Origin of the sequence: Pantoea sp. SO10 (genome assembly GCF_005281435.1) — a bacterium.
Taxonomy (GTDB): Bacteria; Pseudomonadota; Gammaproteobacteria; order Enterobacterales; family Enterobacteriaceae; genus Pantoea; species Pantoea leporis.
The window spans coordinates 2,869,971-2,882,747 of record NZ_CP040095.1 but is presented as its reverse complement, the minus strand read 5'-3'; the positions used below and the strand labels follow the sequence as shown (position 1 = coordinate 2,882,747).

At 52.0% G+C, this 12,777-nt stretch carries 11 protein-coding genes; 6 read left to right on the top strand and 5 right to left on the bottom strand.

What is annotated here, in order from left to right; translation table 11 throughout:
* The first annotated feature begins 119 nt into the window (after positions 1-119).
* On the top strand, positions 120-761 hold the full coding sequence (gene yfcF, locus FCN45_RS13290) for a glutathione transferase (protein WP_137386200.1): 642 nt from the start codon (positions 120-122) through the stop codon (positions 759-761).
* Between the two features lie 111 nt (positions 762-872).
* A complete protein-coding gene (gene yfcD, locus FCN45_RS13285) occupies positions 873-1,418 on the top strand; it encodes an NUDIX hydrolase YfcD (RefSeq protein ID WP_007889295.1) in 546 nt (181 codons plus the stop codon).
* A gap of 46 nt (positions 1,419-1,464) precedes the next feature.
* Here yfcD and FCN45_RS13280 read toward each other — a convergent pair whose 3' ends face one another.
* The 3 genes from FCN45_RS13280 to ackA all read right to left on the bottom strand — a co-directional run bounded on the left by FCN45_RS13280 (position 1,465) and on the right by ackA (position 6,272).
* The gene (locus tag FCN45_RS13280; protein WP_137386199.1) at positions 1,465-2,724 is read right to left on the bottom strand and encodes a 4-aminobutyrate--2-oxoglutarate transaminase; all 1,260 of its coding nucleotides are present in this window, start codon (positions 2,722-2,724) and stop codon (positions 1,465-1,467) included.
* A 127-nt stretch (positions 2,725-2,851) separates the two neighbouring features.
* A complete protein-coding gene (gene pta / locus FCN45_RS13275; protein ID WP_176971183.1) occupies positions 2,852-4,996 on the bottom strand; it encodes a phosphate acetyltransferase in 2,145 nt (714 codons plus the stop codon).
* 73 nt (positions 4,997-5,069) lie between these two features.
* Positions 5,070-6,272, bottom strand: a complete 1,203-nt coding sequence (gene ackA, locus FCN45_RS13270; RefSeq protein WP_101763649.1) for an acetate kinase — start codon at positions 6,270-6,272, stop codon at positions 5,070-5,072.
* A 339-nt stretch (positions 6,273-6,611) separates the two neighbouring features.
* Here ackA and yfbV point away from each other — a divergent pair, with 339 nt between their 5' ends.
* From yfbV to FCN45_RS13255, 3 genes are all read left to right on the top strand, one after another.
* Entirely contained in the window at positions 6,612-7,064 is a 453-nt protein-coding gene (gene yfbV / locus FCN45_RS13265; protein ID WP_101763650.1) for a terminus macrodomain insulation protein YfbV, read from the top strand.
* 150 nt (positions 7,065-7,214) lie between these two features.
* Complete coding sequence (locus FCN45_RS13260; RefSeq protein WP_137386198.1) at positions 7,215-7,709, top strand: YfbU family protein; 495 nt, start codon at positions 7,215-7,217, stop codon at positions 7,707-7,709.
* Positions 7,710-7,723: 14 nt separating this feature from the next.
* The gene (locus FCN45_RS13255) at positions 7,724-8,383 is read left to right on the top strand and encodes a sugar phosphatase (RefSeq protein ID WP_137386197.1); all 660 of its coding nucleotides are present in this window, start codon (positions 7,724-7,726) and stop codon (positions 8,381-8,383) included.
* A 27-nt stretch (positions 8,384-8,410) separates the two neighbouring features.
* On the opposite strand, the gene yfbR is transcribed toward FCN45_RS13255, so the two are convergent.
* Entirely contained in the window at positions 8,411-9,010 is a 600-nt protein-coding gene (gene yfbR / locus FCN45_RS13250) for a 5'-deoxynucleotidase (RefSeq protein ID WP_110866568.1), read from the bottom strand.
* A gap of 70 nt (positions 9,011-9,080) precedes the next feature.
* Positions 9,081-10,298 (bottom strand): pyridoxal phosphate-dependent aminotransferase, encoded by a 1,218-nt coding sequence (locus tag FCN45_RS13245; RefSeq protein ID WP_008105154.1) that lies wholly within the window; start codon positions 10,296-10,298, stop codon positions 9,081-9,083.
* Positions 10,299-11,266: 968 nt separating this feature from the next.
* Here FCN45_RS13245 and lrhA point away from each other — a divergent pair.
* Entirely contained in the window at positions 11,267-12,190 is a 924-nt protein-coding gene (gene lrhA / locus FCN45_RS13240; protein WP_021509211.1) for a transcriptional regulator LrhA, read from the top strand.
* The last annotated feature ends 587 nt before the right edge of the window (positions 12,191-12,777 follow it).

Here is a 12,777-nt window from a genome sequence, read left to right as displayed (position 1 = left end):
AAGAAAAAGGAAAAGTCAGCGCTGGCCTTAGCCGCTAAAGATCCGACCAGCGCACCATTGCCTTAATAAATAAAAATCGGTAAACATGATGTACACCTGACGCTTTTCTGAGGCAGCCAATGAATTATCCAACCATTACTTTGTGGTCAGATTCTTGCTTTTTCAGCCCTTACGCCATGTCGGTTTATGTTGCGCTCACCGAGAAGGGCATTCCCTTCACCCTCAAGCGCGTCGATTTATCGCAGAATGCGCAGTGGGATGAGGAATACCGCGCGCTGTCGCTGACCTGCCGCGTGCCGACGCTGCAAATCGATGATGTGCTGCTGACGGAATCTTCAGCGATTGCTGAGTATCTGGAAGAGCGTTTTCCGGCGCCAGAGTTCGAGCGGCTCTATCCGCGCGATCGTGAGAAACGGGCACATGCGCGCGAAGTGCAGGCATGGCTGCGCAGCGACTTAACGGCGCTGCGATCTGAGCGTCCAACCGAAGTGCTGTTCGCCGGCGAACGCTTTGCGCCGCTTACGCCGGCGGGTGAGCAAGCTGCCAACAAACTCATTGCTGCGGTGCAGCGCCTTTTGCCTGATGGACAGCAAAATCTGTTTGGCGAATGGTCGATTGCGGATACCGATTTAGCCGTGATGATTAATCGCCTGGCGCTGCACGGCGATGCGCTGCCGGTGAAGCTGCAACACTATGCGGAGTTCCAGTGGCAGCGTGCTTCGGTGCAACTCTGGTTAGCGGAATCGGGTAAAACACGCTGAGCACGATGCGCCTTGCGATGGCGAAAAGAACGCTTTACCTTACCGCTCATTCTAATAAAGCATGGCAAACAGGCGCGTGCTGGGCACGCCGAAAACAGAAAAGGGTTACGGATGGTGGATCAAACGGCAGGTGACGGTATCGAGTGGGTTGATATCGTTAACGAAGAGAACGAAGTCATTGCGCAGGCCAGCCGTGCGCAGATGCGTGCGCAGTGTCTGCGTCATCGCGCTACTTATATTGTGGTGCACGATGGCATGGGCAAAATTCTGGTGCAGCGTCGTACTGAAATCAAAGACTTCATGCCGGGTATGCTGGACGCCACTGCCGGTGGCGTGGTGCAGAGTGGGGAAGACCTGCTGGAATCGGCGCGTCGTGAAGCGGAAGAGGAATTGGGTATCGCGGCCGTTCCATTCGCCGAACACGGCCAGTTCTATTTTGAAGATCAGCATTGCCGCGTATGGGGCGGGCTGTTCAGCTGCGTTTCCCATGGCCCGTTTGCCATGCAGGAAGAGGAAGTGGATGAGATCTTCTGGATGACGCCGGAAGAGATCACCGCGCGCTGTGACGAGTTCACCGATGATTCGCTTAAGGCGCTGTCGCTGTGGCTGAGCCGAAACAGTGATGCTGCACGTCGTAAACAGAGCAGCGAAGCGTAATCTTGCCGTAAGGTCGCCATTTTTGGCGACCTTATACACACTATTGTTAATGTTCCCGCAGAATCCCCGCCAACAGTGCCAACGCATCCTCGAACTGCGCATCGGGAATAGTCAGCGGATAGAGGAAGCGGATCACGTTGCCGTACACGCCACAGATTAGCAGAATCAAACCTTTTTCCAGCGCCTGCTGCTGAATAGCTTTGGCAATCTCCGCCGACGGCTTGCCCGCCGCATCATTGAACTCCGCCGCCATCATTGAGCCATAACCACGAATCTCCGCCAGCGCTTTACAATCTGCTTGCTGCAACGTCTGTTTTAATCGGCTGCCAAGCTGGTTGGCGCGGCTGCACAGCGCCTCTTCTTCGATAATGTCTAACACCGCCAGCGCCGCCGCAATCGCCGGTGGACTGCCAGCATAGGTTCCGCCCAGGCCGCCGGGTTCTGGCGCATCCATGACTTCTGCGCGTCCCGATACCGCCGAGAGCGGGAAACCGCCGGCCAGACTTTTCGCCATGGTGATGATATCGGGCTGCACGGCGTAATAGTCGCTGGCGAACAGCTTGCCGGTGCGCGCAAAACCGCTCTGGATCTCATCGGCGATCAGCAGTATGCCGTGGCGATCGCACAACTCCCGCAGCGCAACGACAAACTCTGGCGGCGCACCGTAGAAACCGCCTTCGCCCTGAACCGGTTCAAAGATAATGGCTGCCACCTGCTGCGGGCTGATATCGCTGCGGAAAATCGCTTCCAGGCTGTCGAGCGCATCGCTCACGCTGACCTTGTGCAGCGCGTTGGGATAGCGCGCATGAAACACCGGGCTGGCGAAGGGGCCGAAGCCGGTTTTATACGGCACCACTTTCCCGGTCAGCGACATTGTCATATTGGTGCGGCCATGAAACGCGCCGGTGAAGGCGATGATGCCGGGCCGACCGGTGGCCGCACGCGCGATTTTGACCGCGTTTTCGACCGCTTCAGCACCGGTTGAGAAAAAGGTGGTTTTCACCGGCCCGCTAATCGGCACCAGCGCATTTAGTCGCTCAGCGAGATGAATGTAGTTCTCATAAGGGATGATTTGAAATGCGGTGTGGGTAAAGCATTCAAGCTGCTGTTGCACCGCAGCCATCACTTTCGGGTGACGATGCCCGGTGTTAAGCACCGCGATGCCTGCGGCAAAATCGGTGTATTCGCGGCCATGCTGATCCCAAACCGTGGCATTCTCGGCTCTTACCGCATAGAAATCACACATCACACCTACGCCGCGCGGCGTGGCTTGTAAACGACGGCGGTGCATATCACTGTTGCTCATTATTCACCTCGTAATTAGCGGCAGACTTCAATCAGTGTTAGCGCAGCGTGAGGTTTATGCCAGTGAAGTACGGGGCAAAAAAAGCACGCACCGAAGTGCATGCTTTTTTGGCGGGCGGGAAAGGGGATTAGCCTTCGGCCTGCTGCGATTGAATCGCCGTCAATGCGATGGTGTAGACGATATCATCCACCAGTGCACCGCGCGAGAGGTCGTTCACCGGCTTACGCATGCCTTGCAGCATCGGTCCGATGGAGATCAGATCGGCAGAACGCTGTACCGCTTTGTAAGTGGTGTTACCGGTGTTCAGATCCGGGAAGATGAACACGGTAGCGCGGCCGGCAACCGCAGAGTTTGGCGCTTTGGATTTGGCGACGTCTTCCATAATCGCGGCGTCGTACTGCAGCGGACCATCGATCACCAGATCCGGGCGTTTTTCCTGCGCGATGCGCGTGGCTTCACGTACTTTCTCTACGTCGCTACCGGCACCGGAGTTACCGGTTGAGTAGGAGATCATCGCGACGCGTGGATCGATACCGAAGGCTTTAGCTGAGTCGGCAGACTGAATCGCGATCTCTGCCAGCTGTTCTGGATTGGGATCCGGGTTGATGGCGCAGTCGCCATACACCAGAACCTGCTCCGGCAGCAGCATGAAGAACACCGACGACACCAGCGAGCTGTTTGGCGCGGTTTTGATCAGCTGCAGCGGTGGACGAATGGTATTCGCAGTGGTGTGAACCGCGCCGGAGACCAGACCGTCAACTTCGCCGCTCTCCAGCATCATGGTGCCGAGCACCACGTTGTCTTCCAGCTGCTCCTGCGCCACCACTTCGGTCATGCCTTTGCTCTTACGCAGCTCAACCAAACGTGGCACGTAGTTTTCACGTACCACTTCTGGATCCACGATCACGATGCCTGTGCCGAGTTCAACACCCTGCGCCGCCGCAACACGCTGAATCTCTTCCGGATTGCCGAGCAGCACACAGGTAGCGATGCCGCGTTCGGCGCAAATTGCTGCCGCTTTGACGGTACGCGGCTCGTCGCCTTCTGGCAACACGATGCGTTTGCCGGCTTTGCGCGCCAGCTCGGTGAGTTGGTAGCGGAATGCCGGTGGAGACAGGCGACGGCTGCGCTCGGACGTGGCGGTCAGCGATTCCACCCAATCTTCATTAATGAAGCTAGCTACGTACTCCTGCACTTTCTCGATGCGCTGCGTATCGTCAGTCGGGACTTCAAGGTTGAAGCTTTGCAGGCTAAGCGACGTCTGCCAGGTGTTGGTTTTCACCATAAACACCGGCAGGCCGGTCTGAAACGCGCGTTCGCACAGGCGTGCGATGGGCGCTTCAATCTGATAGCCACCGGTCAACAGCACTGCACCTATTTCTACGCCGTTCATCGCGGCCAAACAGGCGGCAACCAGCACATCAGGACGATCGGCGGAGGTTACCAGCAGTGAACCCGGACGGAAGTGCTCCAGCATGTGTGGAATGCTACGCGCACAGAAGGTGACAGATTTCACACGGCGCGTCTGGATTTCACCTTCGTTGATGATATCGGCGTTCAGGTGACGGCACATATCGATGGCGCGAGTGGCGATCAGATCAAAGCTCCACGGCACACAACCCAGCACCGGCAGCGGACTGTTGGCAAACAGCTGCTTTGGATCGATGTTGGCGATGCTGGCTTTAGAGGAGTCATCAAAAATTTCTGACAGATCCGGGCGCGTACGACCTTGCTCATCCACCGGCGCATTCAGTTTGTTGATGATCACGCCAGTGATGTTTTTGTTTTTGCTGCCGCCAAAGCTGCTTTGCGTCAGTTCGATACGCTCTTTAAGCTGCGCCGGAGAATCGTTGCCCAGCGCCATCACGAAGACGATTTCGGCATTCAGGGTTTTAGCGATCTCATAGTTCAGAGCAGATGCGAACTGATGTTTACGCGTGGGGACCAGACCTTCAACCAGCACTACTTCCGCGTCTTTAGCGTTTGCGTGATAGTTGGCAATGATCTCTTCCATCAACACGTCTTGCTGGTTAGATCCAAGCAGCGACTCAACGCGTGACATCTGCAGCGGTTCTGCGGCAGGAATTGCGGAGCTTTTACGGATAATGCTGGTGGTTTGGTCTGGCGCATCGCCACCCGCACGTGGCTGGGCAATTGGCTTGAATACGCTCAGGCGCACGCCTTTGCGCTCCATGGCACGGATCACGCCGAGGCTGACGCTGGTCAGACCGACGCTGGTGCCGGTAGGAATGAGCATAATTGTACGTGACACGATAGAAACCTCTCAGGTGTTGCAGACTGTCTAAAACAACTCCGTCAGCCTAAGCTGACGGAGAGAAGTGTTTTTAAGCGGTGAGACGCGCGGCGTCTTGAGCAATCACCAACTCTTCGTTGGTTGGGATCACCACGGCTGGGCGCGTGCCTTCTTTGTTGATGAAACCCGATTTGCCGAAGCGTGCTGCCAGGTTGCGCTCGTGATCGACTTCGAAGCCGAGCAGACCCAATTTCTGCAGCGCCAGCTCGCGCACCATCGCCGCGTTTTCACCGATACCACCGGTGAAGACCACGGCGTCCAGACGGCCTTCCATCAGCGCAGTGTAGCTGCCGATGTATTTCGCCAGACGGTGGCAGAACACATCCATCGCACGCTTAGCATCTTCTTTGGTGCTGTAGTTGTCTTCCACATAGCGGCAGTCGCTGGTGACTTCGGTCAGACCTAACAGGCCAGACTCTTTGGTCAGCAACTTATTGATGGCATCAACGCTCATGCCCAGGGCATCATGCAGGAAGAAGATAATCGCAGGATCGATGTCGCCACTGCGCGTGCCCATCACCAACCCTTCCAATGGCGTCAGGCCCATTGAAGTATCAACACACTGACCATTGCGAATAGCAGAAACGGAACCGCCATTACCCAGGTGGCAGGTGATGACGTTCAGTTCGCTAACGGGCTTGTTCAGCATTTTCGCGGCTTCCTGTGTCACATAGTAGTGGCTGGTGCCGTGTGCGCCGTAGCGACGAACGCCGTGCTCTTTATACAATTTGTACGGCAGAGCATAGAGATAGGACTCTTCCGGCATTGTCTGATGGAATGCGGTGTCAAAAACCGCGACATTTTTATCAGAAAGATGCGGGAAATTTTTCAGCGCTTCATCTATACCGATCAGATGCGCAGGATTGTGCAGCGGCGCAAAAGAAGAGGCGTCTTTGATGCCCTGAATAACTGATTCGTCGATGATGACCGATTTGGTCAGCTGCTCGCCGCCGTGAACAATACGATGGCCGATTGCAGCGATTTGTGCCGAAAGCTCTGGTTTTTGTGCCAGAATAGTTTTGACCATGAAATTCAGTGCTTCGCTGTGTGCCGCACCCGCGCCAAGCTGAGCTTCTTGTTTGCTGCCGTCCAGTTTCCACTTAATACGTGCTTCCGGTAAATGGAAACATTCAGCCAAACCGGAGAGGTATTCGTCGCCGGTAACAGGGTTAAGGATGGCAAACTTAAGTGAAGAACTGCCGCAGTTCAGAACCAGAACTAACTTCGTCGACATGGAAGTACCTATTTTTGTTAAATAGTGGCTAAAAAAAACGCAATCAGACTAACAGCGTAGCCCATGAAAGCTGGTAGGTTAATGATAAACATCATGTGCTAGTCAAAAATTCAGTGACATGCAAAAAATTTTGGTGATTTTACGCTTATTTTTGATAAGCACTTAGCGAAACATGGCTCTGGCCGCTCTTTTATTGAGCTAAAGCTTCCGGTAATGTTACTCAAACGGCGTCAGAATACTCACTGTCACCCGCAAAGACAAAAACTTTTGAAGGATGTCACGTAAAGTTGTGTAGTTATCGGTTTATTTTAAATATTGCAGATTTAGTTGAGGTCTATCATGGCGAATGAGACAGACAAACCCGGCTGGTTCGGCTTGTTCCAGCGCGGACAGCGATACATGAAGACCTGGCCTGCAGACAAGCGCCTGGCGCCGGTGTTTCCTGAAAATCGCGTGGTGAATGCAACGCGTTTTGCCATTCGCTTTATGCCGCCGCTGGCGATTTTCACCCTGACGTGGCAAATCGCGATGGGGGGACAACTTGGTCCAGCAATTGCTACTGCGCTATTTGCCTGCAGCCTGCCGATGCAAGGATTATGGTGGTTGGGTAAACGTTCGGTGACGCCGTTGCCGCCGACGCTGCTGCAGTGGTTCCATGAAGTGCGTACCAAACTGCAAGAAGCGGGGCAGGCGATTGCACCCGTTGACGGTAAGCCGACATATCAGTCGCTCGCGGATGTGTTGAAGCGCGCGTTTAAACAGCTTGATCGCACTTTCCTCGACGATCTTTGATCCGCGGACGCTTTTACCTGCCAGAGAATTTGAGCCAAATCCCGGTTCAAATCAAAGAAAAGTGGTGCGGACATACACGCATCACTCTCCTTGTGTAATCATTTCTTCATTGTTTAAATCTTAAGCGGCCGCCTGGCCCGGGAGCAAACCATGGAAATGACCCACGCACAACGATTGATCCTCTCCAATCAATACAAAATGATGGCCATGCTGGAACCCGATAACGCCGAGCGCTATCGTCGTTATCAAACCATTATTGAACGCGGCTATGGCTTGCAGTTACGCGAGCTCGATAAGGAATTCGGCGAGCTAACCGAAGCGACCTGTCGCTTACTGATCGATATTATGGAAATGCATCATGCGCTGCATGTTTCCTGGTCGAACCTCAAAGATGGCAGCGCGATGGATGAGCGTCGCCTGGCGTTTCTCGGCTTTGATGCGGCCACCGAAGCGCGTTATCTCGGCTACGTGCGTTTTATGGTGAACGTTGAAGGGCGCTACACCCATTTTGATTCCGGCACACACGGCTTCAATGCCCAAACGCCGATGTGGGAAAAATACCAACGCATGCTTACGGTGTGGCACACTTGTCCGCGTCAATATCATCTCAGCGCGAATGAGATCGCGCAGATTATCAATGCCTGAATAAGGAGCGACGCGTGAAGTACAGGGGTTTTCTGTTTGATTTAGACGGCACGCTGGTGGATTCACTGCCTGCTGTGATTCGCGCATGGTCATTGTGGGGCGAGCGCCATGGTTTGTCTGCGGAAGAGGTCCTGAGCTATATCCACGGGAAGCCTGCCATCAATTCGCTGCGCCATTTCATGGCGGGACAATCTGAAGAGGCGATTCAGGCGGAGTTCCTCTGGCTTGAACGTCTCGAAGCTGAAGACACGCAAGGCGTACAGGCAATTCCGGGCGCATTAGCGTTACTGTCAACGTTGAACGAGTTGCAGATCCCATGGGCGATTGTCACATCGGGTTCGATTCCTGTTGCCCACGCGCGCCATAAAGCCGCCAATCTACCCATGCCAGAGGTTTTCATCACCGCGGAGAACATCAAGCACGGGAAGCCGAATCCCGAGCCTTATTTGCTGGGCGCCGAGCGTTTGGGGCTTTCAGCGACGCAATGCGTGGTGGTTGAGGATGCGCCAGCGGGCATCATTTCAGGATTGGATGCGGGCAGTGCGGTGATCGCTATAAATGCGCCAGCCGATGCGCCGCGCATTGATGAAGTCACCTTCCGCGTCGCTTCGCTTGAACCGGTAAATGTCACTAAAGAAGATAGCGGTGAATTTACCCTTTCTATCACCGCATAAAAAAACGGGCCGCTGCGGCCCGTTTTTTTACAGCGGCGTATCCTGTGAGATTTCATCCAGCGACAGGCTAAAGCTGGGAATAAACACCTCAACAAAATAATCCATTTCCGGCGAGCGCCGCTGCGTCAGGGTTTTCTCCAGGCGCGCTTTGGCCAGCAAAAACTCGTTATTACCCGCCGACAACTCTTCCAGACACTTCACATAGGCGCAAAGTGCATCCGCTTGCTTTACCACGGATTGTTCACTTTCGCTATGCATGTGTTCATCTATCAGCGGCCGATAAGCGTCCTGCAGTTCGGGCGGCAGCATATCGATGAGTTTCTGCTGGGCAATTTTCTCGATCTTTTTATATTCGTGCGCAATTTGCGCGTTGTAGTACTTCACCGGCGTCGGTAAATCCCCGGTCAATACTTCGCTGGCATCATGATACAGCGCTAGCATGGCAATGCGCTCGGCGTTGAGGTTGCCGTTAAACTTTTTGTTTTTGATGATGGCGAGCGCGTGAGCAACCATCGCCACCTGCAGACTATGCTCGGAAACGTTTTCAGTGCGCACATTGCGCATTAATGGCCAGCGGTTAATCAGTTTGAGACGGGAGAGGTGGGCGAAAAAATGGCTACGAGTCATGGACGGTTCCTGTTCGCACGGCGGGGAAGATATCTTTTCCCCGAAATGCGAACAGTATACGCGTCACAATTTACTGGCGATACCCTTGTAAGAAACGACCAAACTTGCTGACGGCCATTTCCAAATCGTCCACGCGCGGCAGCGTAACGATGCGTACGTGATCCGGCCACGGCCAGTTGAACGCGGTGCCCTGAACCAGCAGCACTTTTTCCTGCAACAGGAAATCCAGCACCATCTTCTGATCGTCGAAGATGTTGAATTTCTTGGCGTCAATACGCGGGAACATATAGAGCGCACCTTGCGGCTTCACACAGCTGACGCCAGGAATATCATTAATCAATTCCCACGCACGCTGGCGCTGTTCATACAAACGTCCGCCGGGCGCGATAAATTCACTAATGCTTTGATAACCACCCAATGCGGTCTGAATCGCGTGTTGTGCAGGAACGTTGGCACACAGGCGCATCGACGCTAGCATCTCCAGCCCTTCAATGTAACCTTTGGCGTGTTTCTTCGGACCATTCAAAACCATCCACCCCTGACGGAAACCCGCCACGCGATAGGTTTTGGACAAGCCGTTAAAGGTCACCGTCAGCAGATCGGGTGCCAGCGCAGCAATCGAATGATGTTGTGCTTCGTCGTAGAGAATCTTGTCGTAGATTTCATCGGCGAAAATAATCAGATTGTGCTGGCGCGCAATTTCAACAATTTCAAGCAACAACTCTTTGCTGTAAACCGCGCCGGTCGGGTTATTCGGGTTAATGATGACAATGCCACGCGTGCGCGGGGTGATCTTGCTGCGAATATCATCCAGGTCAGGGAACCAACCTGCTGATTCATCACACAAATAATGCACCGCTTTACCGCTCGACAGCGAAACGGCAGCGGTCCACAGCGGATAATCCGGCGCAGGCACCAGCATTTCATCACCGCTGTTGAGCAATGCCTGCATCGCTTGCACAATCAGTTCGGATACGCCGTTACCAATATAGATGTCTTCGACAGTGACATCGCGCATGTCACGCGCCTGGTAATGCTGCATGATCGCTTTACGCGCCGAATACAGCCCCTTTGAATCGCAATAACCCTGCGAGCTCGGCAGATTGCGAATGACATCGACCAGAATTTCATCAGGTGCTTCGAAACCAAACGGGGCAGGGTTGCCGATGTTCAGCTTGAGAACTTTGTTGCCTTCTTCTTCGAGACGTTTAGCTTCTTTCAGTACCGGGCCACGGATGTCATAACAGACATTTTCCAGCTTGCCGGATTTATCAATTTGAAAATTCATTGTTACCGCCTTTATGGGCAGAGTCCTTTAACCTGCCACCAAAAATCAAACTCGCCCAATTTACTCTTCTCACCTTAACAAAAGAAGGGCAGCGCTTGGTTTTGGCGTGTTTGCCATTTTTTCCCCTTTCACATGGCGTAAAAGTCATTGGAAATCGATTAATCTGGTTCATTAGTCCACAAATGTGAAGAATGTTAATATTAAACGCTGGTAAGGTGTGCCTGACGTGTAAATGCCATCTTCCATCGACATCCGAGACTATTCAGAAATTTTTTAGTCAAAACTGGCTTAAAAAAACATTAGCGACCAGACGAAATAGTTAAATGAATCTTGTTGGATGGCGGAAAATTGTCTGGTAATGATTAAGCACTGTTTGGCGTCACAAAATAGAGTTCATTCTCATACACTTTTTATTGGCAGGATTAAGCACCATCATCAGCTGCAACTCAGTGTAAAACACGCGTAAAATAGCATTTGCGCTGTATCTTTAACGTAAGTGTTTGAGATTCAGAACCTGGAGGGGTTAAAAAAAGAGCAGCATTATGGCAGGATGTGTGCGAAAAGACTTTTGGTCAAAAATTGCGATGTTTTGAACAAAAACATTTCCATTTATAGCGTAAAAATGATTAAGTATAATTTATTATTTGATGCACTTTATCGCTTCGCATCTACATAACATGATGTTATTTCTTTTTAACCCGCAGGGACTTTGTGCGGGAGACATAGACAACTACGCAGCTTCCAGCACCTGTACGACTTACGTTTTCGGCCCAGAAGTTCTGCTGTCTATAATGACGACGCTGCTCTGATCTCAGAGTGGTGCGATCGTCGGCATCCGCCTGACAAAATTTTTTCATGGCAGCTCCACACAGGGCTGTCATTAAGCACCATTGCCTCTTATCTCTTTGATAAGTCGGGTAATACACCAGGGTAGTAGTTTTAAAAAATCTTATAAGTGAAGAAAAAACATGACTAATGCAAATCGTCCGATACTGAATCTCGACCTCGATCTGCTGCGTACATTTGTTGCCGTTGCCGATCTGAACACTTTCGCAGCCGCTGCTGCCGCCGTGTGCAGAACGCAGTCCGCAGTGAGCCAGCAGATGCAACGTCTGGAACAATTGGTAGGTAAAGAGCTGTTTGCCAGACATGGACGTAATAAATTGCTGACGGAGCATGGCATTCAACTGCTGGGTTACGCCAGGAAAATCCTTCGTTTTAATGACGAAGCTTGCACCTCTTTAATGTACAGCAACATCCAGGGCGTTCTGACCATTGGCGCTTCAGATGATACCTCAGATACCATTCTGCCGTTCCTGCTTAACCGCGTAACGTCGGTCTATCCGAAGCTGGCCATTGATGTGCGTGTTAAGCGCAACCCGTTCATGATGGAAATGCTTAATCAAGGTGAAGTCGATCTGGTTGTGACCACGTCCAGCCCAGGAAACTTTACTTATCAGGTACTGCGTACTTCACCAACGTTGTGGTACTGCGCGGCAGATTATATCTTCCAGCGTGGAGAGGCCATTCCTTTGGTTCTGTTGGATGAGCCAAGCCCGTATCGTGATATGGCCATTGATCACCTTAACGAGGCTGGCATTCCGTGGCGCATCTCGTATGTTGCTTCAACGCTGGCTGCCGTCCGTGCAGCGGTTAAAGCCGGTTTGGGTGTGACAGCGCGTCCTGTTGAGATGATGAGTCCAGAACTGCGCGTGATGGGCGCGGCAGAAGGTTTGCCAGTATTGCCTGATACCCAGTATCTGCTGTGCCGTAATCCAGACAGCGATAACGAACTGGCGCTGGCGATCTTCAATGCCATGCAGTCCACCAACGATCCTTATAATCTGAGTGCTAATCCAGACGGTACCTTGTTACTGGATGATGAAGAGTAAGGGTTGCAGTTGCTGGTAATTCCTCTCAATTGGAATACCGGTTAATTGTTAAAACCGATAAAAATGAGCCTTAGCTGGGTAATTATCCGCTAAGGCTTTTTTTATGCCTTTTAATACCTCGTTTTTAGAGCGATTTCCAGAAAAAGATTTCACTCGACAACTTAAAAATGAAATGTGTTCCATTTTTGCTCCACATGGAATGATTTTATCAATTCGTGCCAACTTTCCCAGGGCATTTGCCCGTCCACTCCGCTGTTTTTTGCAGCATAAAACCCAGTTATGTGCTTTAGATCAAAAAAATACCCCTGATAAGGGGGGGGAATCTCGGGCGAGACCTGTCAAAATATGATTGTTAAATGCACGATCCACGCATGTGAATACCCGCTACACTAAAATTAACCTCACAAACTGAAGCGATTTAGCTGGCGCTCAGAGGGTTGAATGTTAATAATATGATGCAGCTGTAAAATAATGTTTGGATACTTTTGTCAAAGTTGACAAAAGGTTATAGAAAGGAGTAAAAACCCCTATAAAATTGCTGCTTTATTGCTAATGACAGCAAAATTTATAAGGTTTTTTATCCTTCC

What these genes read in the sequence shown, in the direction of transcription:
- yfcF (WP_137386200.1), top strand. Translation starts at nt 120, where the DNA reads ATGAATTATCCAACCATTACTTTGTGGTCAGATTCTTGCTTTTTCAGC.
- yfcD (WP_007889295.1), top strand. Translation starts at nt 873, where the DNA reads ATGGTGGATCAAACGGCAGGTGACGGTATCGAGTGGGTTGATATCGTT.
- FCN45_RS13280 (WP_137386199.1), bottom strand. Translation starts at nt 2,724, where the DNA reads ATGAGCAACAGTGATATGCACCGCCGTCGTTTACAAGCCACGCCGCGC.
- ackA (WP_101763649.1), bottom strand. Translation starts at nt 6,272, where the DNA reads ATGTCGACGAAGTTAGTTCTGGTTCTGAACTGCGGCAGTTCTTCACTT.
- yfbV (WP_101763650.1), top strand. Translation starts at nt 6,612, where the DNA reads ATGGCGAATGAGACAGACAAACCCGGCTGGTTCGGCTTGTTCCAGCGC.
- FCN45_RS13260 (WP_137386198.1), top strand. Translation starts at nt 7,215, where the DNA reads ATGGAAATGACCCACGCACAACGATTGATCCTCTCCAATCAATACAAA.
- yfbR (WP_110866568.1), bottom strand. Translation starts at nt 9,010, where the DNA reads ATGACTCGTAGCCATTTTTTCGCCCACCTCTCCCGTCTCAAACTGATT.
- FCN45_RS13245 (WP_008105154.1), bottom strand. Translation starts at nt 10,298, where the DNA reads ATGAATTTTCAAATTGATAAATCCGGCAAGCTGGAAAATGTCTGTTAT.
- lrhA (WP_021509211.1), top strand. Translation starts at nt 11,267, where the DNA reads ATGACTAATGCAAATCGTCCGATACTGAATCTCGACCTCGATCTGCTG.